At 39.6% G+C, this 25439-nt stretch carries 26 protein-coding genes; 16 read left to right on the top strand and 10 right to left on the bottom strand.

Annotation, left to right across the window (positions count from 1 at the left end; genetic code table 11):
* A partial coding sequence (locus GJV03_RS12215; RefSeq protein WP_216070499.1) for a hypothetical protein occupies positions 1-509 on the bottom strand: 509 nt, incomplete at its 3' end.
* Between the two features lie 345 nt (positions 510-854).
* On the opposite strand from GJV03_RS12215, the gene GJV03_RS12210 reads away from it, so the two are divergent.
* Together GJV03_RS12210 and GJV03_RS12205 are read left to right on the top strand one after the other, a co-directional pair.
* Positions 855-2009: a methionine aminotransferase gene (locus GJV03_RS12210; RefSeq protein ID WP_154130179.1), complete on the top strand. Its 1155-nt coding sequence runs from the start codon at positions 855-857 to the stop codon at positions 2007-2009.
* A 127-nt stretch (positions 2010-2136) separates the two neighbouring features.
* Complete coding sequence (locus GJV03_RS12205; protein ID WP_154130178.1) at positions 2137-3504, top strand: MATE family efflux transporter; 1368 nt, start codon at positions 2137-2139, stop codon at positions 3502-3504.
* A gap of 95 nt (positions 3505-3599) precedes the next feature.
* On the opposite strand, the gene GJV03_RS12200 is transcribed toward GJV03_RS12205, so the two are convergent.
* Complete coding sequence (locus GJV03_RS12200; RefSeq protein WP_004818325.1) at positions 3600-4445, bottom strand: SDR family NAD(P)-dependent oxidoreductase; 846 nt, start codon at positions 4443-4445, stop codon at positions 3600-3602.
* A 212-nt stretch (positions 4446-4657) separates the two neighbouring features.
* Here GJV03_RS12200 and GJV03_RS12195 point away from each other — a divergent pair, with 212 nt between their 5' ends.
* The 4 genes from GJV03_RS12195 (at position 4658) to GJV03_RS12180 (ending at position 8156) form a co-directional block, all read left to right on the top strand.
* A complete protein-coding gene (locus GJV03_RS12195) occupies positions 4658-5332 on the top strand; it encodes a TetR/AcrR family transcriptional regulator (RefSeq protein ID WP_004718721.1) in 675 nt (224 codons plus the stop codon).
* A 273-nt stretch (positions 5333-5605) separates the two neighbouring features.
* Complete coding sequence (gene phoB / locus GJV03_RS12190; RefSeq protein WP_004718724.1) at positions 5606-6316, top strand: phosphate regulon transcriptional regulator PhoB; 711 nt, start codon at positions 5606-5608, stop codon at positions 6314-6316.
* Positions 6317-6341: 25 nt separating this feature from the next.
* Positions 6342-7700 (top strand): phosphate regulon sensor histidine kinase PhoR, encoded by a 1359-nt coding sequence (phoR, locus tag GJV03_RS12185; protein ID WP_004718725.1) that lies wholly within the window; start codon positions 6342-6344, stop codon positions 7698-7700.
* A gap of 24 nt (positions 7701-7724) precedes the next feature.
* On the top strand, positions 7725-8156 hold the full coding sequence (locus tag GJV03_RS12180; RefSeq protein ID WP_154130177.1) for a hypothetical protein: 432 nt from the start codon (positions 7725-7727) through the stop codon (positions 8154-8156).
* A 51-nt stretch (positions 8157-8207) separates the two neighbouring features.
* Here GJV03_RS12180 and asd read toward each other — a convergent pair whose 3' ends face one another.
* From asd to pncB, 3 genes are all read right to left on the bottom strand, one after another.
* The gene (asd, locus tag GJV03_RS12175; RefSeq protein WP_262782073.1) at positions 8208-9059 is read right to left on the bottom strand and encodes an archaetidylserine decarboxylase; all 852 of its coding nucleotides are present in this window, start codon (positions 9057-9059) and stop codon (positions 8208-8210) included.
* On the bottom strand, positions 9056-9904 hold the full coding sequence (locus tag GJV03_RS12170) for a rhodanese-like domain-containing protein (RefSeq protein ID WP_154130176.1): 849 nt from the start codon (positions 9902-9904) through the stop codon (positions 9056-9058). Before GJV03_RS12170 ends, asd begins: the two co-directional genes overlap by 4 nt.
* Before the next feature lie 92 nt (positions 9905-9996).
* The gene (gene pncB, locus GJV03_RS12165; protein WP_004718736.1) at positions 9997-11223 is read right to left on the bottom strand and encodes a nicotinate phosphoribosyltransferase; all 1227 of its coding nucleotides are present in this window, start codon (positions 11221-11223) and stop codon (positions 9997-9999) included.
* Between the two features lie 279 nt (positions 11224-11502).
* Here pncB and dtd point away from each other — a divergent pair, with 279 nt between their 5' ends.
* Complete coding sequence (dtd, locus tag GJV03_RS12160) at positions 11503-11943, top strand: D-aminoacyl-tRNA deacylase (protein ID WP_154130175.1); 441 nt, start codon at positions 11503-11505, stop codon at positions 11941-11943.
* Between the two features lie 79 nt (positions 11944-12022).
* On the opposite strand, the gene GJV03_RS12155 is transcribed toward dtd, so the two are convergent.
* From GJV03_RS12155 to serB, 3 genes are all read right to left on the bottom strand, one after another.
* Positions 12023-12502: an SCP2 sterol-binding domain-containing protein gene (locus GJV03_RS12155; protein WP_004718739.1), complete on the bottom strand. Its 480-nt coding sequence runs from the start codon at positions 12500-12502 to the stop codon at positions 12023-12025.
* A gap of 216 nt (positions 12503-12718) precedes the next feature.
* A complete protein-coding gene (gene aciT / locus GJV03_RS12150) occupies positions 12719-13033 on the bottom strand; it encodes a ciprofloxacin tolerance protein AciT (protein ID WP_004818318.1) in 315 nt (104 codons plus the stop codon).
* 430 nt (positions 13034-13463) lie between these two features.
* Positions 13464-14684 carry a phosphoserine phosphatase SerB gene (gene serB, locus GJV03_RS12145; protein WP_004718743.1) on the bottom strand — a complete coding sequence of 407 codons (1221 nt, stop codon included), beginning with the start codon at positions 14682-14684 and terminating at the stop codon, positions 13464-13466.
* Between the two features lie 77 nt (positions 14685-14761).
* Between serB and GJV03_RS12140 the strand changes: the two genes are divergently transcribed.
* The 9 genes from GJV03_RS12140 (at position 14762) to GJV03_RS12100 (ending at position 24553) form a co-directional block, all read left to right on the top strand.
* On the top strand, positions 14762-16048 hold the full coding sequence (locus GJV03_RS12140) for a hypothetical protein (protein ID WP_154130174.1): 1287 nt from the start codon (positions 14762-14764) through the stop codon (positions 16046-16048).
* A gap of 291 nt (positions 16049-16339) precedes the next feature.
* Complete coding sequence (gene ribBA, locus GJV03_RS12135; protein WP_004718747.1) at positions 16340-17461, top strand: bifunctional 3,4-dihydroxy-2-butanone-4-phosphate synthase/GTP cyclohydrolase II; 1122 nt, start codon at positions 16340-16342, stop codon at positions 17459-17461.
* 97 nt (positions 17462-17558) lie between these two features.
* Complete coding sequence (ribE, locus tag GJV03_RS12130; protein ID WP_004718750.1) at positions 17559-18029, top strand: 6,7-dimethyl-8-ribityllumazine synthase; 471 nt, start codon at positions 17559-17561, stop codon at positions 18027-18029.
* Positions 18030-18032: 3 nt separating this feature from the next.
* Positions 18033-18482 (top strand): transcription antitermination factor NusB, encoded by a 450-nt coding sequence (nusB, locus tag GJV03_RS12125; protein ID WP_004718751.1) that lies wholly within the window; start codon positions 18033-18035, stop codon positions 18480-18482.
* A gap of 11 nt (positions 18483-18493) precedes the next feature.
* Positions 18494-19411, top strand: a complete 918-nt coding sequence (thiL, locus tag GJV03_RS12120) for a thiamine-phosphate kinase (protein ID WP_154130173.1) — start codon at positions 18494-18496, stop codon at positions 19409-19411.
* A gap of 22 nt (positions 19412-19433) precedes the next feature.
* On the top strand, positions 19434-19910 hold the full coding sequence (locus GJV03_RS12115) for a phosphatidylglycerophosphatase A (RefSeq protein WP_154130181.1): 477 nt from the start codon (positions 19434-19436) through the stop codon (positions 19908-19910).
* A gap of 21 nt (positions 19911-19931) precedes the next feature.
* A complete protein-coding gene (glmU, locus tag GJV03_RS12110) occupies positions 19932-21296 on the top strand; it encodes a bifunctional UDP-N-acetylglucosamine diphosphorylase/glucosamine-1-phosphate N-acetyltransferase GlmU (protein WP_154130172.1) in 1365 nt (454 codons plus the stop codon).
* Between the two features lie 12 nt (positions 21297-21308).
* Positions 21309-23147, top strand: coding sequence for a glutamine--fructose-6-phosphate transaminase (isomerizing) (gene glmS / locus GJV03_RS12105; RefSeq protein WP_056517067.1), 1839 nt, complete (start codon positions 21309-21311; stop codon positions 23145-23147).
* Between the two features lie 434 nt (positions 23148-23581).
* Positions 23582-24553 carry a cation diffusion facilitator family transporter gene (locus tag GJV03_RS12100; RefSeq protein WP_004718779.1) on the top strand — a complete coding sequence of 324 codons (972 nt, stop codon included), beginning with the start codon at positions 23582-23584 and terminating at the stop codon, positions 24551-24553.
* A 111-nt stretch (positions 24554-24664) separates the two neighbouring features.
* Here the strand turns inward: GJV03_RS12100 and GJV03_RS12095 are convergent, their stop codons facing one another.
* Together GJV03_RS12095 and GJV03_RS12090 are read right to left on the bottom strand one after the other, a co-directional pair.
* Positions 24665-24985: a metalloregulator ArsR/SmtB family transcription factor gene (locus tag GJV03_RS12095; protein WP_004718782.1), complete on the bottom strand. Its 321-nt coding sequence runs from the start codon at positions 24983-24985 to the stop codon at positions 24665-24667.
* A 140-nt stretch (positions 24986-25125) separates the two neighbouring features.
* Positions 25126-25395, bottom strand: coding sequence for a DUF4031 domain-containing protein (locus GJV03_RS12090; RefSeq protein WP_004718783.1), 270 nt, complete (start codon positions 25393-25395; stop codon positions 25126-25128).
* Positions 25396-25439: the final 44 nt, after the last annotated feature.

Below are 25439 nucleotides of genomic sequence, written 5' to 3'. Positions count from 1 at the left end.
CGTCTCACTGTACTGATACTATTTACTTCCTCTAAAGATTCTTTGAAATTCAGCTTCTTTTTCTCAGCAACTCTATTTTCCCATTCAAAAGGTCTAATAGATTTATAAGTAAAAAGACTTTTATATAATTCTAGATATTTATCTTCAGTACCATTAAAGAACTTAGAGTTTACTATAGATAATCTATTTCCTTTTTTAAATGGAAATAAAGCACTTAGCTTTTCAATAATTTGCATGAAAGTTGAATAGAAATCTTCCATTGTTGAACTTGCTTGAACTACAAGTATATGCATTGAAGAGAATTCAATACGTAGATTCCCTTTACCATTCACCAAGATTACGAACTGTTTATTTTCGCCAGTAGCAATGTTGAATTCTTGCCCAATATTAGGCATTAAACCCATACTAGCAAAATGTTCTAGTAACGTTTTAAACACATCTGCTGAAGGTGAAAGATCTGAATTATTACAAAAGAAGAAACCTTGGTGTTCCTGATGGATAAGATTCATTACACAAACTTATAGTTAATTTTTGTCAATTATACATATAAGTCTATATTTTTAAATGTTTACTGATTGTATAGATGAATATAAGACCTATTTAACATAAAATCTCTTATGTAAAGCTAACACCGATCCCTCATTATCAATATAATACGAGCTATAAAGCCAAAATATCAACCTAACTTCTTCAAATATTTTTTGTAACAAAACATTACCCCTCTAAATATTACTTTCTCTATCTTAAATTCCTACAGCACCTCTCCCCCTAACCAATAGATTACTTAATCCTATTCAGCTCATTAAAACGACCTGCTAAACTGCCACCAATGCATTTATAAAATCAGTCTGGTCATGATCGAAATCCACTCCAAACTTCCTGCACAAGGCGTCACCATTTTTAGCATCATGACCGCTATGGCACATCGTCTTAACGCCCTTAACTTGTCACAAGGTTTTCCTGACTTTGATGCGCCTCCTGCGTTGCTACAAGCACTGAGCCAAGCTACATTGGACGGTTTTAACCAATACGCAGCTGGCGATGGTTTATTAGCGCTAAGAGAACAACTGGCGCAACTATTTTTAAAACGAGATCAATTACAACTCGACCCAGTCACAGAAATCACCATCACACCGGGGGCAACGATTGGGATTTTTAGTGCAATACAAGCCATCATCCATCAAGACGATGAAGTGATTATTTTTGATCCAAGCTATGACAGTTATGCTCCGAGCGTACAATTGGTTGGTGGTAAAGCTATTCATATCCCGCTCAACGCACCTGAGTTTTCGGTGGATTGGAATCAAGTTAAATCTGCGATTACAGATAAAACCCGTATGGTGATTGTAAATACCCCACACAATCCAACTGGGGCGATTTGGTCTAAACAAGACTGGCTAAATTTAATTGAACTGATTCAAGATAAAAATATTATTGTGCTTTCAGACGAAGTCTATGAGCATTTGATTTTTGACGGTGAAAAACATTATTCAGCATTGTCATTTCCAGAGCTCAGAGATCGTAGTTTTGTGGTCGGTTCTTTTGGTAAGACCTTTCATGTGACAGGATGGAAAACAGGTTATTGCATTGCAACACCAGCGCTTATGAAAGTATTCCGTCAAATTTATCAATTTGCCAACTTCTGTGGGGTAACCCCCGTGCAAATGGCGCTTGCCAATTTTATGCAACAGCATCCTGAACATATTGACGGGCTATCAAGCTTCTATCAGCAAAAGCGTGACCTGTTTATTTCAGGTATTGTAGATTCAAAATTCAGTTTAATCCCCTCTCAAGGCACATTCTTTCAAAATGTTGACTACAGCCAAATTCGCCCAGATTTAAATGATGTAGAGATGTGTAAATTCTTAGCGGAAGAACATAAAATTGTGGCGATTCCAGTTTCTGTTTTTTATAAGCAAGCTCCTGAAAACTTACGTTTAGTACGTTTTTGTTTTGCCAAAAAGGAGCAAACTTTGATTCAGGCCTGTGAAATTTTAAATCAAATTTAATCCCAACCCATACAGATCATCTCTGTAAAATTAAAGCCTGAGTTACTGAAATACTCAGGCTTTTTACTCAGCGTTTGTTATATTATCAATAAGATAAAGACACTCGAAATAGACAGTAGAATAAAAGATGCCAGCTCGTCCCGATATGCTTCACCAACCCAAATTCTGGAAGGTTTTTTTAATCTTCCTTGGCCCACTGATTCTAACCAATATTCTGCAAAATCTGTCTGGAACAATTAATACCATTTTTGTTGGACAGATGCTCGGTGTAGAAGCGATTGCCGCAATTTCGGTATTTTTCCCGATTCTATTTTTATTGCTGGCTTTTGTGATTGGTCTATCTACAGGTGCAACTGTTTTGGTTGGACAAGCGTGGGGCGCCAAAGATATCGAAAAAGTGCGTACCATTGTTGGCGCATTGTTATTTATGACCCTGATTGGTGGATCAATCATTGCCTTTTTAGGGGTGTTTTTTGCCAAAGAAATTCTATTGCTTTTGGGTATAGATCCCAAAATCATGCATCTTGCACTGCCCTATGTTCAATGGATGTTAATGAGTAGCCCTTTTTTATTCATCTATATTACCTACACCTCTATTTTACGTGGTGTGGGTGACAGTACTACACCATTGATGGCATCAAGTCTGACGATCATTGTGGGCGTCATTGTAACCCCAGCCTTGATTGGCGGTTATTTTGGTCTACCTAAGCTTGGCATTATTGCTCCAGCAATTGCCAGTGGCTTAGGCTTTATTTCGACCTTAACTTTTCTCTATATCTATTTGAATAAAAAAGATCATGCTTTAAGACCAGATTCAGCGTTAATCCAACATATCCGCTATCACCCACAGTTTAGTCGCAGTATTTTGCGCTTGGGCGTGCCGACAGGTATTCAAATGGTGACCAACTCGGTCGCAGGTCTGGTGGTGATTGGACTGGTTAACCAACATGGTGCACATGCGACAGCGGCCTATGGCGCCGTCAACCAAGTGCTCAACTATATCCAATTCCCTGCTTTGTCGATTGCCATTGCAGGTTCCATCTTTGCGGCGCAAGCAATTGGTGCTGGGAAATCTGAGCTGTTGGCAAAAGTGACGCGCACGGCATTGCTGAGTAATATTGTGATTACAGGTTCATTGGTACTCTTGGCCTATATTTGTTCAAAATATTTGATGGCGTTGTTTATTACAGATCCATCAGTGATTGAATTGGGTCAACAATTACTATTTATTGTGCTGTGGTCAATTATATTCTTTGGTGCGAGTGCAATTTTTGCCTCAATCATGCGGGCCAGCGGAACTGTAACTGTTCCTATGATTTTTAATATTTTATCCATCCTGCTTATTGAAGTTCCATGTGCTTATTTATTTAGTCAGTGGTTTGGTTTACAAGGCATTTGGTATGCGCTTGCACTGACCTTTTTTAGTCTATGTCTCATGCAAGGTTTGTATTATCAATTTGTTTGGAAAAAGAAAACCATTGAGATCTTAATTTAAATGGATGGATGCTGAGTTCTCATTCAACAGATTATTTCGCAATATCTAAAATGAAAAAACCGTCAGCTTGACGGTTTTTTCATTTTAGATATCAATTATTTGGGTTCTAACTTTTTACTAAACTTGGTCGCAAAACCTGTAATTTTTTGATATCCAGTCGGTAAAATACGCTGAATTAAATCCAAGGTTTTTGCATCATTTCCAATAAGTAAACGACGTTTGTCTTTTAGTACAGCATCCAACATTTGTTGAGCAGCATCTTCTGGTGGCATACGTAATAGTTTATTAAATGCTTTTGCTGATTTGTCAGGGTTCATTCCTAAAGAACGTAAACTGTCATTCATACGTGCATCATTTGCAATATTGGTACGAATGCCGCCTGGATGAACACATAGCGCTGATACACCACATTTTTCGATATCTAATTCTTGACGTAATGATTCAGTAAAACCACGTACTGCAAATTTAGATGCATTATATGCAGACTGGGTCGGTTGCGCGGTTAAACCAAACAAGCTCGAAATGTTGATGATATGCCCATCACCTGTTTTCTTGATATAAGGTAAAAATTCTTTTGTTCCGTATACAACGCCCCAGAAATTGATATCCATAATCCATTCTAGTTCGTCATAAGATGCGCCTTCTACGGTAGAACCTAAAGCCACACCAGCATTGTTAAAAATCATGTTTACAGAACCATGATTTTGCACTGTGTCCGCAGCCCAAGCTCGCATTTCTTCAACTTTGGCAACGTTCACTTTCTTTGAGGTCACACGAACATTATATGGTTTGACCAATTCAACGGTTTCAGCTAAACCTTTTTCATTCACATCACTAATGGATAAATGACAACCTGCTTTTGCCAATAAAATAGCAAGTTGTTGTCCCATACCAGAGCCAGCACCAGTAATTGCAGCGACTTTGTTTTTAAAATTTTTCATTGTCTATCCTTTTTTAAACCCGCACAAAGCATTCAGAGTGATGTGCAGCTCACTTGCTCAATATAATTTTGACAATCATTATTGTCAATATTATATTATGATTTAGCCGATGTTTTTTTATACAAAAATTCTAGAATAGGTTTCAATGGCTTTTATTGCTAAAATAAGCGCTTCTTTGTGACAATCAAATATGACACGAGTAATTTTTTACAATGAATGAGCCACTTTCCACTGAAAAGAAAACTATAAATAAAGCAGCCAAAGAGCGTCAATTTAAAGGCATGTCCTTATCTGAGCGGAAACTTGCACGTCGAGAAAAGTTGATCGAAGCAGGGATTGAAGCTTATGGTACACATGGCTTTTTTTCTGTCACCGTCAAAGATATTTGTAATGAAGCCAAGCTGACTGAACGTTATTTTTATGAGTCCTTCAAAAAAAGTGAAGAACTGTTCCAAGTCATCTTTCTACAACTGATTGAACAATTACAACAAACCGTGATGCAAGGCGTCATGCAAGCAGCACCTGATCCTAAAAATATGATTCGTGGTGGCTTAACTGCAATCTTTACCATGTTAAAAAATGATCCACGTGTGGCGCGTATTATTTATATCGATGCCATGCTGGTTCAAGAACTGCATAATCATGCCACGATCCATGAAACGATGGGCCGTTTTGATCGATTAATTCACTCTTTTGTCACCCTGATGATGCCGCATATTGAACGTAGTGAACAAGAAATTTCCTTGGTTGCCACAGGTTTAAATGGCTATGTGACTCAAATTGCGGTGCGCTGGGTCATGGGTGGGTTTAAACAATCGCTTGAAGAAATTGTCTCAGCATGTGAAATTGTATTTATATCGCTGATTGATTCATTTTCATCTAAATAAGCTTTTTAGCCTGCACAATCCTGTCATAAAATCGTCATAAAACTGTCAAATAGCGTATTTTTATGTTCATTTTAAATAAATTTCTTTCCTCAAAATGGAACATTTATTTAAAAATGTCATGGATTATTCATCATATCGACGATTATTTGTCACATTTTTTTGCAAAAATTCGTCAACATCTTCTTTTTGCAATGATACTGTCATAATTTATCTTTGTAATAAGCCTGTCATAAATAAAAGACGGTACACCGTTCATACATAGGATATTGCGTTGTGAAAGATGACTATATATTAATCGTCGATGACGAACTTCCGATTCGAGAAATGATTCATACCTCATTGGATATGGCAGGTTTTCAATGCCTGCAAGCTGAAGATGCAAAACAAGCCCATCAAATGATTGTTGACCAACGACCATCTTTGATTTTACTCGATTGGATGATGCCTGGCGGTGTGAGCGGTGTAGACTTATGTCGTCGCTTAAAACGTGATGAAAACTTGGCAGAAATTCCAGTCATCATGTTGACAGCACGTGGCGAAGAAGACCATAAAGTTCAAGGTCTTGATGCTGGTGCAGATGACTATATGACCAAACCATTCTCTACCCGTGAATTGGTTTCGCGTATCAAAGCTGTCCTTCGTCGTGCCAATGCACTCAGTGGCGAAAAAACCATTGATGCCAATGGATTAATACTTGATCCAGTGAGCCAACGCGTCAGTTTTAGTGATAATATTTTAGAAATGGGTCCAACAGAATACCGCTTATTGGCATTCTTTATGACACATCCTGAACGTGCTTATACACGTGCCCAGTTACTTGATCAGGTCTGGGGTGGTAACGTGTATATTGAAGACCGTACCATAGATGTACACATCCGCCGCTTACGTAAAGTGCTTGAACCTTATGGTGCTGATCGCTACGTACAAACTGTACGTGGAACGGGTTATCGCTTCTCTACCCGTGCAGATGTTGCTTTAGGTTAAGCATTCTCAAGGTAAATAAATTTCTATGTATGAACCCTACCCCGTCCCAGATCTTGCACGAGAACATAAAAAATTCCGTTACAGTAGCTTGTGGGAATTTGCAAAACAAGATTTACGCCTACTTGGTTTTTTACTCATTATCGGCGGATTTATTGGTTTAGGGATAGGGTATTTTTGGATTTGTATTTCCATCGGTTTTGCTGTTTTTTTTCTGTTTCAATTACGCTCTTTATACTTGGTCAATGAGTGGATTTCGAATCGTCCTTACGACTCTCCACCCAATCTAGAAGGTATCTGGGGTGCGCTGCTTTTTAATGTTTATCGTGCACAACGCCAAGAACGGGTTGTTCAAGCTGAAATGGTCGGATTGATTGATCGGGCGCAATCCTCACTGATAGCTTTAGCAGAAGCTGTTGTTTTAACGGATGAATTACATCAAATTGAATGGTGGAATCCTGCTGCGGAAAGACTGTTAGGCATTCAACCGCTAGATCGTGGTCGTAATATCTTGACCATTATCCGCCAGCCGAGCTTTATTGAATATTTTAATAATATCGACCAATCTCCAGATGGCATTAAAATAAAATCTTCGGTTTATGAAGAGCATTATGTACAGATTAAACTGACACGTTTTGGTAGTGAAAGCCGTTTGCTCGTCGCTTACGATGTCACACGTGTACATAATCTGGAACAAATGCGCAAAGACTTTGTCGACAATATTTCACATGAACTTCGTACCCCGCTGACTGTACTCAGTGGTTATATCGAAACCTTTACCGACCAAGAAGATTTAAATCCGCGCTGGAAACGTGCCTTTGAACAGATGCAATCGCAAACACGTCGTATGAATGCCTTGGTCAATGACTTACTCTTGCTTTCACGTTTAGAAGGCAATAAACAGGTCGCAAAAAATCAAATCATCGATATGCCGAATTTGATGAATCAGCTTTTTGATGATGCACAAGCCTACAATGTCGATTATGGCCATACTTTAAATTTAGATATCGACAGTCATTGTGACTTAATTGGTTCTGATGCAGAGCTTGCCAGTGCGTTTAGTAATTTAATCACCAATGCGATTAAATACACCCCTAAAGGTGGCACTGTTACAATCGGCTGGCATGATGACAGTGAACATGGTTATTTCACTGTTGAAGATACCGGGATCGGGATTGACCCAAAACATATTCCGCGTTTAACCGAACGCTTTTATCGTGTAGACAGCGCACGAAGCCGCCAAACAGGTGGAACAGGTTTAGGGCTTGCCATTGTGAAGCATGTTTTAATGCAACATAATGCGTATTTAGAAATTGATTCTAAAGAAAATCGGGGGTCTATTTTTAGAGTGGTTTTCCCCAAAGAGCGCCTTGATTTTGCAGGTTAATATTTGATTTTTTGATTAATTCGAATGAAACTATTTCTAGATTGTGAATTTAATGGCTTTGGTGGTGAATTAATTTCGCTGGCATTGGTTGACGAGAATAATCAACATTTTTATGAAGTTTTAGAATGCGCTGACCCAATTACTTGGGTTAAAGACCATGTCATGCCTCGTCTAAATCAAAAACCGATTTCATTAGCGCAATTTCAAAGTCACTTACAGATTTATTTATCTCAATATTCTAGTCTTGAAATTGTAGCAGATTGGCCAGAAGACTTTGCCTTGTTTACCCGTAGTCTGGTACTTTCTGCAGGAAAATGTATCCGAACACCTCCGCTGACCATGCAGTTATGGATGCAGGATCCAATCGAAACCCATGTCCCCTCTGAAAACCCACACAATGCCTTAGCAGATGCACAGGCTTTAAAGCTGTCTTATTTCAATGCCATAAGGCTTTAGACTCGGTGACTTTCTACAACAGAAAGTGCACCTCATCATAGAACACGCAAATTAAACGGTATGCCCTAAAGCTTCGCCCATCACCACAATAGAATTGGCTTTAAACTGTTCATCCCAAGTGATTTTATTCTGTTCAAACAATACAACTGCGGTTGAACCTAAATAAAAACGTCCAAGTTCAGCACCCTTTTCTAAGGCTAAATCATGCTGGTTTAACTCTAAACGCCCTGTTGGTTTTACTTTACCAGTCGCCACAGTTTCAATTCCTGCCACGATCATTGCACCCACCAGAACAACCGCCATACGTCCTAATTCGGTATCAAACAAACATACCATACGCTCATTACGCGCAAATAAACCTGGAATATTCTCTGCTGTCGTTTGGTTTACTGAAAATAACTCACCAGGGATATACAAAGTTTCTGTCAACGTTCCTGCAAATGGCATATGGACACGGTGATAATCACGTGGTGACAAATAAACCGTGGCAAATTCACCATTGATAAATGGTGCAGCCAATTGTGGATCGCCAATCAGTTTGTCTACAGAAAAACTTTGGCCTTTGGCCTGAAAGACATCACCATCTTTAATTTTACCCAACTGAGAAATTGCACCATCTGCCGGAGAGACGATACTGGTCTGATCTGTGTCAATTTCTCGAACACCGTCTTTTAAGGCACGGGTAAAAAATTCATTGAATGATTTATATTTTAAAGCATCACTTTGCTCAGCAATAGAAAGGTCTATCCCGTACTGTGCTTTAAATGCTTGAATCGCTAAATTTTTAACAATTGGATTTTCACTGGCTGCAACTTTACCAACAACACGGCTGAGTTGCTGTTGCGGAATGACTTTTTGTGCTTGGATAAAAATTTGTTTTTTTAACGCTGATGTAAGACTCACGCAGGTGATTCTCCAGTAATAATTGGACTATCGAGGCGATTGCCCCACTCGCTCCACGCACCATCATAGGCTTGAATATTCCAATCCAATAACCGACCCAAGATATAAGCCAGACCAGAACGATGATGTGACTGACAATACACCACCACAGGCTGGTCAAATTGAAAGCCTAATTGTTCTAGACGTTGTTGCGTGCGTTCTAGAGGATGCAATTTTAAATGATTTTGACGATTAATTGCAGTACTCCATTCAAAATGTTGTGCACTTGGAATGTGACCGCCGCGTCGCGCTGCTAAACGCTGTCCTGTATATTCTTCTGAAGTTCGACAATCCCAAACTTGAATCGCTTGCTGTTCAACCTTTTGCAACAGTTTGGCATATTCAATTCGGTGTTGATCAAGATGTTGTAAATTGACGGTAACTAAGGGTTCAACTTTGCTATAACTTTCTGCTTCAGCCGAAGTCGGATAGCCTGCTGCTAACCATGCATGAATTCCGCCATTGAGTAGGCTGGTATTATAAAAGCCAAGGCAATGTAAGTTCCAGATCAAACGCCCAGCCCAAGCACCACCTTCATCATCGTAGACCACAACATGATGTTCGGGAGAGATGTTTAAATACTCAATCAGCGCTTTTAAACCGTCCTCATCGGGCAATAACCCTGAAGCTTGTTCTTCCTGTCGAACCAACAGTTGTGGTTTAACATGTAAGGCATGTGGAATATGTAATTGATCATACACAGAGCTACGACTTAGATCGACAATACGAATTTTGTCATGCCCTAAAAATGGCACAAGTTGTTCTGCTTCTATGAGTAATTCGAAGTTAAAGGCTGATGTAGTCATACGTTTTTCTATTTTAAGACCTTGAGCACAAATGATCTTAGCACAGTGTTTTTTACCAATATGCTGATTTTTCACATTCTTTTAGCAAAAATTCAGATATCAATTTTCACTGCTTCGACAACTTCAGGTATTTCAAAGACCTGTCGTAAGTAAGCCAAGAAAGTATCGTTATCCGTCATGGTTTTTCCGGGACTATCTGAAATTTTCGCCACCGATTGACCATTACACTCCACCAGTTTTAACACAATATTGAGTGGTGTTTGCCCCATATCATTGGTCAAATTGGTACCAATACCAAAACTAACTTGAAAGCGATCTTTAAAGTATTGATACAACGCCCATGCACGTTCAATATCTAATCCATCACTAAAGGTTAGCATCTTGGTTTTAGTATCAATTTTTAGTTTTCGGTAGTGCTGATAAGCTTTATCGCCCCATTCAAATGGGTCACCACTGTCATGACGTAAGCCATCGAATAACTTGGCAAAATACAAATCAAAATCTTGTAAGAATGCATCCATACCGACCACATCGGTCAAGGCAATGCCCAAATCACCACGATACTCTTGTACCCAGGTTTCTAAAGCAGCTTTTTGAAAATCTCTTAAGCGGACATCTAGCGCTTGGAATGCTTGTAGAAACTCATGCGCCATGGTTCCAATTGGATGAATATTTAATTCCTTTGCCAAAAGGACATTACTGGTACCTCTAAACACATTGGGTACAGCTGCATGGAAGGTCTGGATCACATGTCTTTGCCAATCTAGGCTATAACGACGACGAGTACCAAAATCTGAGACTAAAAATGGAGGAGCTTGAGTGCCTTGTTGTTGTTCAAATTTCTTTAATAATTCAACTTTGGCTTGTAGACGACGTTCACCTTCAACATAAATGTCATCATTACGAATCCGGCTAAAATAGAGTTCATTGACAATCGCCAGAACAAAAATTTCAAACATCATCGCCTGAACCATTGGGCCTTCAACCCAAATGTCTAAACGACCTTGTTCATCAATACCCGCTTTAATAAAACGGCGTTTGAGTTGGAATAATTCTAAATAGTCAACAAAATCACTTTTGATAAAACGCATACTGCGTAAATATTGCAATTCATCTTCTTGGAATTTGAGTAAGCAGAGATGATCGAGCTGCTCGTTCAAATCATCCAGAATATCCGTCAGGGGATAAACCGTAGCATCTAGATTACGACAGCGAAAGTGATACACACTGTGCGTTTGAGGAAATTTATGTAGCACCACTTGTAACATGGTAAATTTATATAAATCTGTGTCGAGCAAGGATTGGATGATTGGCGCCATATCTATTTTAATTTCGCTATGCTGTTTTTATTAAAGCATATTTTTCGCTGAGATAACGTAATCATTTATAAGTGATGAACTATATTTTCAGTTAAGCTCAACATAAATCTCAGCAGAATTATTTTTTCAATTTATCTACTCACATGATAATTTTATAAATTCTATTCTTATTCAAAAGCTTATCAACAGCTTCAACTTTTCAGCAATGGCCTACTCGCATCAACTTACAGGGTTTTCCCTGTTAGAATAGCGCTATCGTATTTTAGTCTTATTGTTTATATGCGCGCATTATTACAAAGAGTGTTAGAAGCCAAAGTCGTTGTTGATGGTGAAACCACGGGAGAAATTCAAAAAGGAATTTTGGTTTTTCTAGGCTTAGCGAAGGAAGATAATTTTGAAAAAGGTCAAAAATTAATTGATAAAATTTTGAAATATCGTTTCTTTGATGACGAACAAGGCAAAATGGGCTGGAATGTCAGCCAAGCCAATGGCGGGATTTTATTGGTTTCTCAATTCACCTTAATGGCACAAACGCAAAAGGGCTTGCGTCCAGACTTTGGGCCGGCCATGCCGCCCGCTGAAGCCCAAGCACTGTATCAACAATTGGTTGATTATGCTCGATCACAATTTACAAACGTTGAGACGGGTATTTTCGCAGCGGATATGAAAGTACATTTGGTCAATGATGGGCCTGTGACCTTTAACTTAGAAGTTGAATAATTAAAAGCTTGAGCTTAATGCCAATGTTTAAATCCTAAAAAGCCCGATCAGATCGGGCTTTTTAAGATTTTCGATTCGCTTAGCGTCCAATCTTCTCTTTTAAGAATTGACGTGCCAATTTAATTTTGTCTTTTACTGGTTTTGGAACTTTTGGTGGAATCAGTTTAGCCACTTGGTTAAACCAGACCAACAAACTGAAATCGCCTTCCATTTTGATGCTGCCGTTTTGCATACCCGTCATAAAAGCCGTTGGATCGCCTTTTACCAAAGTTTTTACACCTTGCTCACTGTCAGCAAACTGTAAAACAAAATCAGCTTTTTGTTCAGCACCTGAAACTGTATCAATTTGACCATTGTTCACAATAATTTGGCGTGCCACGCCCAAGTCAGTACCAATCTGAATACGGAACTGACGGTCATGGGTCAATTCAATAAATTTTGGACTGGTACGAGCCAATTGTTTCATACGAAGTGCTAAACCCAATACAAGCAAATCCAGTGGATCTGTACTTGCATCAACGATTGGTAACTTCACAACTGGAATTGCAGAAAGTTTCATGACATTTAAGCCTGTTGTTTTTTAAATTAGATTCGAATTTGCTCATCCTAACATAACTTGTCATTGCGTAGACATGGCTTTCAGAGCAAAGTATAAACTGAAAAAAAGGTATACCATTATGATATACCTTGGAATGTCTAAATTGATTTTTTTCGTGTAATTAAAGTCACTATTGTTATCTTAGCGTTCATATTGACTGAAGTTTTCACTCAAAACTTATTCATCTTCATAGACTGGGGTATGTTCAATATATTGGCGATTTGCCAATGCTTTTTGTGCACGACTGTCTTCACGCAATAAGAGAGCAATCAATGCAGACATCGCCAACATAATCGCGGTTAAATAGCTATATGCGACCGAAATATCAAAGATGTTCTGTACACTATAACGCATTGCTTCCAAGGTGCCCCAGAAGATCATGCCTGCAAACATAAACCCTAACCAATGACGATAAGGGGAAAAGAAAACGGTAGCCAACGCTGCAGCAATTAGACCGAATCCAATCAATGTTGCAAATGTTGTTGATACCATAACAACCTCCGTCAAAATGATGCCTTATAAAAAAACCGTTTAAATAGGTGTTTCACAACAATTTCAAGCTTTATAATTTTTCTTAAATCACCTTATAGAAGCTTATGCTTTGCATTATGTATAGTTTTTAAGAGAAGGAAAGCGCTGTTTTCTGCTTAAACGACACACTTTGTCGCAACATTCATTTGTCATTACATTTTTTAAGAATCCTGTTTTTCTCACAATCTAATTACCATCAATCATGCAGTGTCATTACAAAAAAATACACACAGCTTTTAATCCCTAAAAAACTTTTTTTAAGTTCTAAAACGAATATTTTTATCAAGCTGTTTTATTGAGCGCGAATGGCAGCAAAGTGATTTATTTTCAAATAAAAAATAGCGACTTAAAGTCGCTATTTGTCATGATTCTGCAATATAACCCATGTCATTTAAGCACGGGACAAATCTTTATCATGCACGCCTAAAAGATAAAGCACACCATCTAGACCTACACTTGAAATAGCTTGATTGGCATTTTGGCGAACCACAGGTTTAGCACGGAATGCGACTCCAAGCCCTGCAATTGAAAGCATCGGTAAATCGTTTGCGCCATCTCCTACCGCAATCGCTTGCTCAGGTGAAATCCCCATTTTTCCAGCCAATTCAGTCAAGAGATACGCCTTGCGCGCACCATCAACGATATGGCCTTTAACCTCACCTGTCACAACACCATTTTCAACATCGAGGATATTGGCATGCACTTCATCAATGCCCAATTTTTCTTGTAGATATTCAGCAAAGTACTGAAAACCACCAGATAAAATCGCAGTTTTATAACCCAGTGATTTTAGTGTCGAGATTAACCGCTCGGCACCTTCTGTCACGGTTAGTCGTTCAGCAATTTGAGGCAATACTGTGGCATCAAGGCCTTTAAGTAACGCAACGCGTGCACGGAAACTTTGTTGAAAATCTAACTCCCCTTGCATTGCACGTTCAGTGATTTCAGCGACTTTATCGCCCACCCCTGCTTCTTTAGCAAGTTCGTCAATCACTTCTTGCTCAATCAAAGTCGAGTCCATGTCGAAGCAGACTAAGCGACGATTACGGCGATAGGCATTGTCTTCCTGCACCGCGACATCAATATTTAATTCAGCAGAAAGCCGTAAACATGCGGCACGCATCGCCTGTGCATCCAGCATTTGCCCACTCAAACCGAATTGAACACATGAACGTTTCAGCCCATCTTGGTGTCCATTACGCTCGGGACGCCCCGACAAGCGCGTTACTGTTTCAATGTTAAAACCTTGACTTGAAACAATATTGGTCACCGCTTGCAGATGTTCGGCTGTGAGCTCTGGTGCTAAAGCGGTCACGATATAACGTGTGCGCCCACCTTCACTCACCCATTGGTCATATTCTGCGCCTGAAATCGGCTTAAAACGAACAGTTAAACCAATATCATGTGCTAAAATAAGGATGTCTTTCATGGCTAAAGCTGTTGCAGTTTGATCGTTTGACGACACTACAATACCTAAAGTCAATTGATTATGGATGACCGCCTGTCCTACATCTAATATTTGCAAAGAATGTACGGACAACACTTGCATTAATCGAGTAAACTGATTGGGTTGGTCAGGTCCTAAAAATGAAATAAGAATGATTTCTCGCATGAATTGACTCGGGTCTGAGCTACAACAATTGGAAGAATCATAATCGAAATCGAAATTTTTTGCTTTGGAAGTTTACGTTGAATGCGCCAAGACAAGGGCTATTTGCTAGCCTACTTATTGTAAGTTTTGCATTTCATACCTTTTTATTGGTAGTTGCAACAACACATCAGTTGAATGAAAACCGTGCCAGCCAAGGCCAACTCATGACCAGCCAATTGGTCACGGACAGCCTATCTGAACTCGAACCCGCAAATACGGTGTCATTGGCGCTGTTGGCAAATCGCTATGCGACCAATCCAAGCGTGGCTTCGATTCGAATACTGGATGCTAAAAAACAAGTGCTGGCAACCAGTGGTATGGCAAAAACGCGTCAAGGTGAAGTTTTTGTTCGTGATGCATTACAGAACGAGAAAAAAGTCGGCACTATTGAAATTACCTTGATCAAGCCAAGTATTGGTGAAATTTTACGTACCCAATGGCTGGCTATTTTAGTGTCCTTATTGATTCATACCTTCTTATGGTTGGCCTACCGTGCCATCGCTCGTCCAACACGTAGTGAATATTTGGCTCGCATCAACAATGAAGCCCGTTTAAAACATGAGATTCAACAACTGACGGAAGCACTTGAAGCTGAGAAAGCCAACCGCACGATTGCGATTGCCCAAGCTCAACAACAAGCGCAAGCCAAAGCAAAACCTGAACCCAAAACTCCTGTAACCACGACACTGGAAAATGACCAAGAGATTTTGGCGCTGAATATTCAGTACTATGATCCAAAGCAACTGATGAATACGGTCAACCAGTCGGTTTCACTGCCTTATTTTAATTTATGTCAGATTTTTCTGAATAAAAGTATTGAACTTTGCGCACAGCATTTCAAATTGAATGCAAAAGATTTCACCATTCATCAAGAATTTAATCAGAATGGTGCAATCCTGAGTATTAATGCTGAAAAACCCAATGCAGCACAATCTATATTAATGGTTGGTTCAGTATTTCAATTATTGTCAGAAGTTCTGTATAAACGTTACCGTGAAGATAAGCGCTTTGTGTTACAGACGCGTTGTGCGGTCACCACCTCAGTAGAGGCGATGCAACTTGATGCGTCTCAAGCGGCTGAGCGCTTGGTGAATCATTTAATTGCCAAAGAAATGGCATTGTATTTAAGCAATGATCAACTCAAGCATATTGGTAATTGTTATCAATTGGTTGCCTTACCAAATCCAACCAATGTGTTGACCCGTCATTCATTTATGATCAATGGTATGAATAATGACTGCGCTGAACTTGCACAAAATATTCGTACTGAGATTTTAAAAGGTAAGAAAAATACACCGAATTCTGAAGCAATCTCAGAGAATTAAATATTTACCATCTATCAAGCCCTCCTCTTTTTTAAAGTGCGAGGGTTTTTCTTTTATTACGCTCAATTTCCGATAAGTTAATCTTATTTTTTTCGAAATGAGTGTCTGATCTTTATACTAAATCGCAATGTTTCAATTTTCTTCTCTTTTCATTGCCCTACAAGCTTGTGTATAACTATCTATCTCAAAGGAAGATGATAAGCATAGGCAAAATACGTAAAAACACGTTAGACTATGCTCCGAATGTACTCAATGAAAATGTCATACGACAGAACAAAAAGGTGAAGGTTGATGCCGCTCAATACTGTTGAAGAGCTTGTAGCAGATATCCGTGCAGGTAAAATGGTTATCCTCATGGATGACGAAGATCGTGAAAATGAAGGCGATTTAGTCATTGCTGCAACACACGTACGCCCTGAAGACATCAACTTTATGATCACCCATGCTCGTGGTCTTGTATGCCTAACACTGAGTCGTGACCGCTGTAAGCAACTCGATCTACCATTAATGGTCGACCATAATGGCGCACAACACAGTACAAACTTCACGCTTTCTATTGAAGCGGCAAATGGTATTACCACTGGTATTTCTGCCGCAGAACGTGCCCATACCATTCAAACTGCAGTTGCAGCACATGCCAAACCTGCTGATATTGTACAACCTGGGCATATCTTCCCATTGATGGCACAACCAGGTGGTGTATTACACCGTGCTGGGCATACAGAAGCTGGCTGTGACTTATCTCGTTTAGCGGGTTTAGAGCCTGCGTCGGTGATTTGTGAAATTATCAATGAAGATGGCACGATGGCACGTCGTCCAGATCTTGAAGTATTTGCTGAGAAACATGGCTTAAAAATTGGTACAATTGCTGATCTGATTCATTATCGTATGACCAATGAACAAACCGTAGAACGTTTGGATCAACAAAGTATAGATACTGAATACGGTACCTTTGATTTATACCGTTACCGTGAAATTGGTAATCCAGACATTCATTTGGCTTTGGTCAAAGGTGAACCGAAACAAGGGGTGACAACTGTCCGTGTACATGGTTTCAACCCTGTACGTGATTTATTGAAACTCAATAAAAAAGATGGTGAGCCTGCTTGGAACCTCGATAAAGCACTCAAAACGATTGCCGAGAGTGATCGAGGGGTTTTGGTCTGGATTGGTCAACGTCATCTATCTGACTTAGGCCCTGCTTTGGCAGAACTTGGTAAGCCAAAACCAACAAAATCAAATGCTGCACTTTCACAGCAATACCAAACAATTGGTGTTGGTGCACAAATTTTACGTGATCTTGGTGTTGAAAAGATGAAACTTCTTAGTTCACCATTACGTTTCAATGCATTATCAGGCTTTAATTTAGAAGTGGTGGAATACATCACTGCTGACCAAAAAACGGGTCAATAATTTTTAATCAGACTGCATTTATTGCTCAATTAGGTTTTTAGTCGGGAAATAAAAGCAGTCGGTACAACCACTTATCTGTTAAATTATCGAGGTTGCCATGGCGATTCGCCGAATTGAAGGTTTATTACATCTCGCGAGCGAAGACCGTTACGCGATTTTAGTTGGTCGTTTTAACAGCTTTGTTGTTGAACATTTATTAGAAGGTGCAATTGATACATTGCATCGTCATGGTGTAAGCGACGATAATATCACTGTCGTTCATGCACCGGGCGCATGGGAACTTCCAGTTGTGGCTAAAAAATTAGCAGCTTCTGGTAAATTCGATGCAGTGATCGCACTTGGCGCAGTGATTCGTGGTAGTACGCCACATTTCGACTTCGTTGCAGGTGAATGTGCCAAAGGTTTAGGTGTAGTTGGTTTAGATACTGGCCTACCTGTAATCAATGGTGTATTGACTACGGATAGTATTGAACAGGCGATTGAACGCTCTGGTACAAAAGCAGGTAATAAAGGTGGTGAAGCTGCCCTTACTGCTATTGAAATGGTTAACCTGTTAAAGGCAATTTAAAGCATGTCGCAAACACTCCAAGCTACTTATGCAGCAAAACGTAAAGCACGTCGCTTTGCTGTACAAGGGATTTATGAATGGCAAATGAGCCACAACCCAGTGCATGAAATTGAAGCACGTACCCGTGTTGAAAACGCAATGCATAAAGTGGATCTCGGCTATTATCATGAGTTGCTCACAGCCGTGATCGCAAACCATGAAGCATTGGATGCTTTACTTGTTCCTGTTCTGGATCGTGAACTGAGTGCATTGGACGGTGTAGAACTTGCTACATTACGTTTAGGTGCATACGAACTCAAAGACCATCTTGAAGTCCCTTATCGAGTTGTACTCGATGAAGCCATTGAGCTGGCAAAACACTTTGGTGGTGCTGACAGTCATAAATACATCAATGGTGTATTAGATCGTTTAGCAACAAGCCTGCGTGAAGCAGAAAAGCAACAAAGTAAATAAGTTGTTTTTACATGGCTGAGTTTTCAATTATTGAGACCTATTTCAATCGTCAGCAGCAAACTGATGTTGATCTAGGCGTCGGTGACGACTCAGCTCTGCTCTCCCCGCCTTTGAATCATCAATTGGTGATTTGTACGGATACCCTTGTCGCTGGTCGACATTTTCCGTTAGAAACTTCTCCACATGCCATTGGCTGGAAATCTGTTGCTGTCAATCTGTCAGATATTGCTGCAATGGGTGCAAAACCCCACAGTATTTTACTCGCATTGAGCCTATCCCAAATTGATCATGACTGGCTAAAACAATTTAGTCAGGGTTTATATGATTGTTGCGATCAATTTGGCGTACGTTTAATTGGTGGTGATACCACACAAAGTCCACATCTCACCATTACCGTCACCGCACTGGGCTGGATTGAAACAGGCAAAGCCATTACCCGTTCTGGCGCACAAGTCGATGATTTAATTGTAGTCAGTGGCTCGATTGGTGATGCCGCTTTTGGGCTAAAACATTTAGGACATCCACTACAACAACGTCTAGATTACCCAACACCGCGCTGCGAATTAGGTGCTCTGTTAAAAGACTTGGCGTCCAGTATGATTGATGTTTCAGATGGGCTTGCTCAAGATCTCGGGCATATCTTAGATGCCTCGGGTGTCGGTGCAAAAATAAATTTAAATCAACTCCCGATTCAGTCAACTTTAAGGCAACTCAGCGACAATGAGCAATGGAAATATGCTTTAGCGGGCGGAGATGATTATGAGTTATGCTTTACAATAACTATGCAAAATTATGCTAAACTTTTGCAATTAAAACCAAATGTAACCACTACAATCATCGGCCAAGTTACACAAAAATCTGGGATTGTATTTGAGAAAGATGGCTTAGACCATCCACTTCAACTTCAAGGGTACCAACACTTTGCATAAACCTCCGATTGTCTTTAAAAGTATGACATGGGCTGAACGCTTTATTGTGTTCTGCGGTGTGGGCTTTGGTTCAGGCTTAGCGCCTAAAGCACCAGGTACATTTGGCTCAGCATTTGCGCTTTTGTTTATTCCGATTTGGCTTGCAATTGGTTTTTATGGCTCCATATTGGCCATCATAATCATGTCATTGCTCGGTATTTGGATTTGTGGGAAAACCGCAGAGATTATCCATGTGCATGATGATGGGCGCATTGTTTGGGATGAGTTTGCTGGGCAATCAATCACGTTCCTGCCTTTAATTTATTTAGGACAAATGAATTGGATTTGGGCACTGGTTGGATTTGCACTGTTCCGTTTATTTGATGTCTGGAAACCATGGCCTATTCGTGTCATTGACCAAAAAGTCGATGGTGGCTTTGGGATCATGCTTGACGATATTATTGCAGGCCTCTGGGCAGCAATATGTATCGTGATTTATTTATATTTTAAAATGGCTTAAGCCAGATCTGTTAGGTGTGATATGTCTACAACTGTGATCATTCTTGCTGCAGGTAAAGGAACACGTATGCGTTCTAGTTTACCCAAGGTACTCCAACCTTTAGCAGGACGCCCACTACTCGGTCATGTGATTGAAACAGCAAAACAATTACAAGCAAAAAATATCATTACAATCTTTGGTCACGGTGGTGATCTAGTTCAAAATGCATTTGCACATGAAAATATTCAATGGGTAGAGCAAACCGAACAACTCGGTACGGGTCATGCCGTTAAAGTGACTTTACCTGTTTTGCCCCAAGATGGCATTTCTTTGATCCTTTCTGGTGATGTGCCTTGCGTACAACAAAGTACCCTACAACGCTTGGTTGATGTATCCAGTCAAACAGGCATCGGTTTAGTCACATTAACGCTTGATGATTCTACTGGCTACGGTCGCATCGTACGTAAGGATGGAAAAATCCAAGCGATTGTTGAACATAAAGATGCTTCTGATGAACAACGTCAAATTAAAGAAATCAACACAGGTATTTACTGTGTGAGCAATGCCAAATTACATGAATGGTTACCTAAACTCAGCAATGACAATGCTCAAGGCGAGTACTACCTCACTGATATCGTGGCAATGGCTTTAGCGGATGGTATGGAAATCGCATCCATTCAACCAGAATTGGCTTTTGAGGTTGAAGGCGTAAATGATCGTATTCAACTTGCAGCATTAGAGCGTGAATTTCAAAATTATCAAGCCAAATTATTGATGCAACAAGGCGTGCATTTGATTGACCCTTCACGTTTTGATTTACGTGGTCAACTCACTGCGGGTACTGACGTTCGTATTGATATTAATGTGATTATTGAAGGTCAATGTGCTTTCGGAAATGGCGTTGAAATTGGCGCAGGATGTATTATCAAAAATACTCAAATTGCGGCAGGAACCAAAGTTCAACCGTATAGTGTTTTTGAAGATGCGGTAATTGGTGCAGATGTACACATTGGTCCTTTTGCACGACTACGTCCAGGTGCGAAATTGGCAGATGAAGTTCATATCGGTAACTTTGTTGAAGTGAAAAACACTTCTGTTGGTCTCGGTTCAAAAGCCAATCATTTCACCTATTTAGGCGATGCAGAAATTGGTGCGGGTTCAAACATCGGTGCAGGTACAATTACCTGTAATTATGATGGCGCCAATAAACACAAAACCATCATTGGTGATAATGCCTTTATTGGAACCAACAACTCACTGGTTGCACCGATTAAAATTGGGCATGGCGCAACCACAGGTGCGGGTTCAGTGATTACCCATGATGTAGCAGACAACAGTCTTGCATTTGAACGTGCAAAACAAATTTCGAAAGAAAATTATCAACGTCCCCAAAAGGTCAAGAAATAAGAGGATATTATTATGTGCGGTATTGTTGGTGGCGTTGCTGAACGAAGCATTACAAATATTTTAATTGAAGGCCTAAAACGTCTTGAATATCGTGGTTATGACTCTGCGGGTGTTGCTCTAGTTGATCAGGGGCAAATCTTACGTGAACGTCGTGTTGGTAAAGTTGCAAATTTAGAAGGCGCGGTTGCAGAGTCGAATATTTTAGGTTCTGTGGGTATTGCACACACACGTTGGGCAACCCATGGTAAACCAACTGAAAACAATGCCCATCCGCATATTTCTGGGCATGTTGCAGTGGTACATAATGGTATTATTGAAAACTACCAAGAGCTTAAAGATGATCTTGAAGCTTTGGGTTATGTGTTTACATCTCAAACCGATACTGAAGTCGTTGCTCACTTAATTACTGAAGCACTAAAATCATCGCCAAATTTATTAAAAGCCGTTGAAGAAATCGTACCTCAACTGAAAGGTGCTTATGCACTGGGGATTGTGCATACCGATTACCCAAATGAATTAATTGCTGTTCGTGAAGGCTCACCTTTAGTCATTGGTGTCGGTATTGGTGAGAACTTTATTAGTTCAGACCAATTGGCACTATTACCTGTGACCAACCGTTTTATCTATCTTGAAGAAGGTGATATTGCGCGTTTAACTCGTGAAACGATTGAAGTTTTTGTTAATGATCAATTGGTTGATCGTCCGGTGAAAGAGCTGGATGCAACCGTGAGTAATGCCTCTAAAGGTGAATATAAACACTACATGCTCAAAGAAATTTTTGAGCAACCTGAAGCAATTCAACAAACGATCTCTCAAGCTTTAAATGGCAATACATTACGAGAAGACTTTTTACAAAATGCTGAAATAGATTTTAAAAATGTTCAGCAAGTTCAAGTGCTTGCTTGTGGTACCAGCTACCATGCGGGAATGATTGCAAAATATTGGTTTGAACAACTGATTGATCTGCCTTGCCAAGTTGAAATTGCCAGTGAGTTCCGTTATCGCTCGCCTGTGATTGTAGATAACACCTTGTATGTTTGTATTTCCCAATCAGGTGAAACTGCAGATACCTTGGCTGCATTACGTGATACCCAAAAGCGTGCCAAAGCAAAAGGGGTGAATATCTATACCATGACGATTTGTAATGTCGCGACCTCATCTATGGTTCGTGAAACAAATCATCATTTATTAACCCTAGCTGGTCCTGAAATTGGGGTCGCATCAACCAAAGCATTTACCACACAGCTTGCGGCTTTGATGTTATTGACCCTTAAACTTGGTCAAGTTAAGCAAACCATTTCAGCTGAACGTATTGATGAAATCACTTCCGCATTGTGGCATATCCCTAAAGTCATTTTAGATACCTTACAAAATGATGCAGAAATTTTACGTTTATCTGTTCTGTTCAAAGAGAAACAGCATTGCTTGTTCTTAGGTCGCGGTACAGAATTCCCAATTGCGCTTGAAGGTGCATTAAAACTTAAAGAAATTTCATATATTCATGCCGAAGGTTATGCTGCGGGTGAATTGAAACATGGCCCACTGGCTTTGGTCGACAATGATATGCCTGTGGTGATTCTTGCACCGAATGATGACATGCTGGATAAACTTAAATCCAATATGGAAGAAGTCCAAGCACGTGGTGGTGAACTGTTTGTTTTTGCTGATGAAAATAGCGGTATCGTGGCTAAAGAACGCCAACATGTTGTCTATGTTCCAACGGTCAATACTTGGTTAGCGCCAATCGTTTATAGTGTACCTGTGCAATTGTTGTCTTATCATGTTGCGGTATTACGTGGTACTGACGTAGACCAACCTCGTAATTTAGCAAAATCAGTTACGGTTGAATAATCAATCAGTTACTCATTGAGCATATGTGTATGAAATAAATTAAGTTTCATACACATATCAATAGCTCAAGCAATCCACACAAACCGTGCGCTAAAATTGCATGAATGTGTGGATTTTTTATGCCTGATTTTTATAGATCCATCAATTTAAAAATAACCTGAACAAAAACCATCTTCTTAAACTTGAACCAACAAAATCCCTGAGCAAAAAATAGCCTCCTTTTTACTTCGTATCAAAGTAAATAAGCTCGAAAGTGAATTAGTCCGTTTTAAAAACTTTATTTCTATTCTGTTTTATTAAACCTAAGTGCCTTATGGCATCAGTTTTTTAAAATTTTTGATTCACAATGCAATAAAAAATTAACATGAAGCTATTTGACAAAACAAACATATGAACATATATTCATATGTAAATAATCCAATTCAGAGGTCCTTATGGGACACAATCATAATCACCCCCATAATAGCCATAGTGATCACAACCACGCACATGTACCTGAAGCAACTACAGGAAATGAAAGAAAAATTCTGATTTCTTTCTTCATTATTTTCAGTTTTATGCTTGTTGAAGCTGCTGGGGGAATCATATCTGGTTCACTGGCACTGTTAGCTGATGCAGGCCATATGATGACGGATGCACTTGCATTAGGATTAGCATATGCAGCGTTTCGCTTTGGCCGTCGTACTGCGGATAAATCACGTACTTTCGGCTATATGCGCTTTGAAGTGATTGCAGGCCTGATCAATTCTCTAACCTTGTTTGGGATTGTTGGATGGATCGTCTATGAAGCGATTGTACGCTTTCAATCACCTCAACCCGTACTTGCAGGACCGATGTTTATTGTCGCAATTGTTGGTATGTTGGTGAATATCTTTGTTTTATGGTATCTCACACGAGATGATACGGATCATGTAAATATCAAAGGTGCAATTCTGCATGTGATGGGTGACTTATTGGGTTCTGTTGCTGCAATTATCGCTGCAATCGTCATCTGGTACTCAGGCTGGACACCGATTGATCCGATTTTGTCTGTGCTTGTATCATTACTTGTATTGCGCAGTGCATGGTCTTTGTTTAAACAAACCATTCATATTTTATTAGAAGGTGCGCCTGCCAATGCGAATACAACAGATATCACCACTCACTTATTAAAATCCGTTCAAGGCATTCAGAAAATTAGCCATATTCATGTATGGATGATTACTTCAGGAAGAGCAATGGCAACATTACATGTCCAACCTGAAGCAGGTGTTGATATCAAGACACTCACCGAACAAATTGAACATGAATTAAAAACCAAATTTGATATTGAACATCCAACTGTCGCGATTGATTGGCAAGGTGATAGCAGCTGTAGCCTTGAAAAACCGACAAAAATTGATCCTCATGCTGGACATAGTCATTAAGATCAATATGGATCAAGCACAAAATGCCACAAGGTCATTGATTGTTGCCTTGTGGCATCCACATTTTGAAATTCACTTTGCTTTTAATAATCGATTTAAAAAATAGAAAATTTAACCACACTGCTCTTCTGCAATATGTTTTGCCATATCAGACAGAACATGACTGACATGCGTATCAGCGATTTCATATAAGACTTGTTTGGCCTGACGCTCACTTTTCACCAAGCGTGCTGAACGTAATAAACGTAAATGATGACTAACCAAAGATTGCGACAAATCGAGTGCTTCACAGATATCGCCTACTGGACTAGGTCCACGCATACAGAATAAAAGAATTCTGAGACGTGAGGCGTCTCCTAAAAGTCGAAAAGTTTCAGCCAGAATAATAATCTCGTCTTGCGATATTTCTGTTGAGCCGTCTTTAAAAGTCATATATTAATCACAATCGTTGTTCATAATTTTTCATCATAAAAGATTCTACTCTTGTGCTTCTCATAAGGACAAGACTTAATCGCGATAAAGTATTTTTCTGGAAGTGCGGTTTTATCAAGCTTGAATAAAAAACCAATACTTTATAAAGATTGGTTGAGTTGTAGCTTCAGCTTTTTTCCACAGGCAATAATGGTTTTTCGATCGGCATCAATTGCGCCATAAGCAATCGCCATTACACGCATTTGCAGGGTAATATCATAATGCGGATAAGACGCTGAGCGATGAAATAAACGGGCATCGATTTCCAGCATTTGCGCAAAATGATGTAATTCCTCCAGTGTATCTGCCATCAAATGACACCATTCTTGGCCTTTAAAAGGAACTTTTGCGCGATCGACATACACACTCATAACAAGATTCATTTTCCCTATTTCGGATTGATTATCCCATGAAA

Origin of the sequence: Acinetobacter sp. RIT698, assembly GCF_009668065.1 — a bacterium.
GTDB lineage: Bacteria > Pseudomonadota > Gammaproteobacteria > Pseudomonadales > Moraxellaceae > Acinetobacter > Acinetobacter guillouiae.
The sequence above is the reverse complement of the archived record's forward strand: the minus strand, read 5'-3'. Positions and strand labels throughout refer to the sequence as shown.

Bases quoted from the DNA above. Each gene is read 5' to 3' on its own strand.
- GJV03_RS12100 (WP_004718779.1), top strand. From the start codon at position 23,582: ATGGGACACAATCATAATCACCCCCATAATAGCCATAGTGATCACAAC.
- serB (WP_004718743.1), bottom strand. From the start codon at position 14,684: ATGCGAGAAATCATTCTTATTTCATTTTTAGGACCTGACCAACCCAAT.
- GJV03_RS12205 (WP_154130178.1), top strand. From the start codon at position 2,137: ATGCCAGCTCGTCCCGATATGCTTCACCAACCCAAATTCTGGAAGGTT.
- GJV03_RS12200 (WP_004818325.1), bottom strand. From the start codon at position 4,445: ATGAAAAATTTTAAAAACAAAGTCGCTGCAATTACTGGTGCTGGCTCT.
- phoR (WP_004718725.1), top strand. From the start codon at position 6,342: ATGTATGAACCCTACCCCGTCCCAGATCTTGCACGAGAACATAAAAAA.
- GJV03_RS12115 (WP_154130181.1), top strand. From the start codon at position 19,434: ATGACATGGGCTGAACGCTTTATTGTGTTCTGCGGTGTGGGCTTTGGT.
- GJV03_RS12090 (WP_004718783.1), bottom strand. From the start codon at position 25,395: ATGAGTGTGTATGTCGATCGCGCAAAAGTTCCTTTTAAAGGCCAAGAA.
- pncB (WP_004718736.1), bottom strand. From the start codon at position 11,223: ATGGCGCCAATCATCCAATCCTTGCTCGACACAGATTTATATAAATTT.
- ribBA (WP_004718747.1), top strand. From the start codon at position 16,340: ATGCCGCTCAATACTGTTGAAGAGCTTGTAGCAGATATCCGTGCAGGT.
- GJV03_RS12095 (WP_004718782.1), bottom strand. From the start codon at position 24,985: ATGACTTTTAAAGACGGCTCAACAGAAATATCGCAAGACGAGATTATT.
- ribE (WP_004718750.1), top strand. From the start codon at position 17,559: ATGGCGATTCGCCGAATTGAAGGTTTATTACATCTCGCGAGCGAAGAC.
- GJV03_RS12210 (WP_154130179.1), top strand. From the start codon at position 855: ATGATCGAAATCCACTCCAAACTTCCTGCACAAGGCGTCACCATTTTT.
- GJV03_RS12155 (WP_004718739.1), bottom strand. From the start codon at position 12,502: ATGAAACTTTCTGCAATTCCAGTTGTGAAGTTACCAATCGTTGATGCA.
- GJV03_RS12170 (WP_154130176.1), bottom strand. From the start codon at position 9,904: ATGACTACATCAGCCTTTAACTTCGAATTACTCATAGAAGCAGAACAA.
- GJV03_RS12195 (WP_004718721.1), top strand. From the start codon at position 4,658: ATGAATGAGCCACTTTCCACTGAAAAGAAAACTATAAATAAAGCAGCC.
- aciT (WP_004818318.1), bottom strand. From the start codon at position 13,033: ATGGTATCAACAACATTTGCAACATTGATTGGATTCGGTCTAATTGCT.
- glmU (WP_154130172.1), top strand. From the start codon at position 19,932: ATGTCTACAACTGTGATCATTCTTGCTGCAGGTAAAGGAACACGTATG.
- thiL (WP_154130173.1), top strand. From the start codon at position 18,494: ATGGCTGAGTTTTCAATTATTGAGACCTATTTCAATCGTCAGCAGCAA.
- GJV03_RS12180 (WP_154130177.1), top strand. From the start codon at position 7,725: ATGAAACTATTTCTAGATTGTGAATTTAATGGCTTTGGTGGTGAATTA.
- nusB (WP_004718751.1), top strand. From the start codon at position 18,033: ATGTCGCAAACACTCCAAGCTACTTATGCAGCAAAACGTAAAGCACGT.
- dtd (WP_154130175.1), top strand. From the start codon at position 11,503: ATGCGCGCATTATTACAAAGAGTGTTAGAAGCCAAAGTCGTTGTTGAT.
- glmS (WP_056517067.1), top strand. From the start codon at position 21,309: ATGTGCGGTATTGTTGGTGGCGTTGCTGAACGAAGCATTACAAATATT.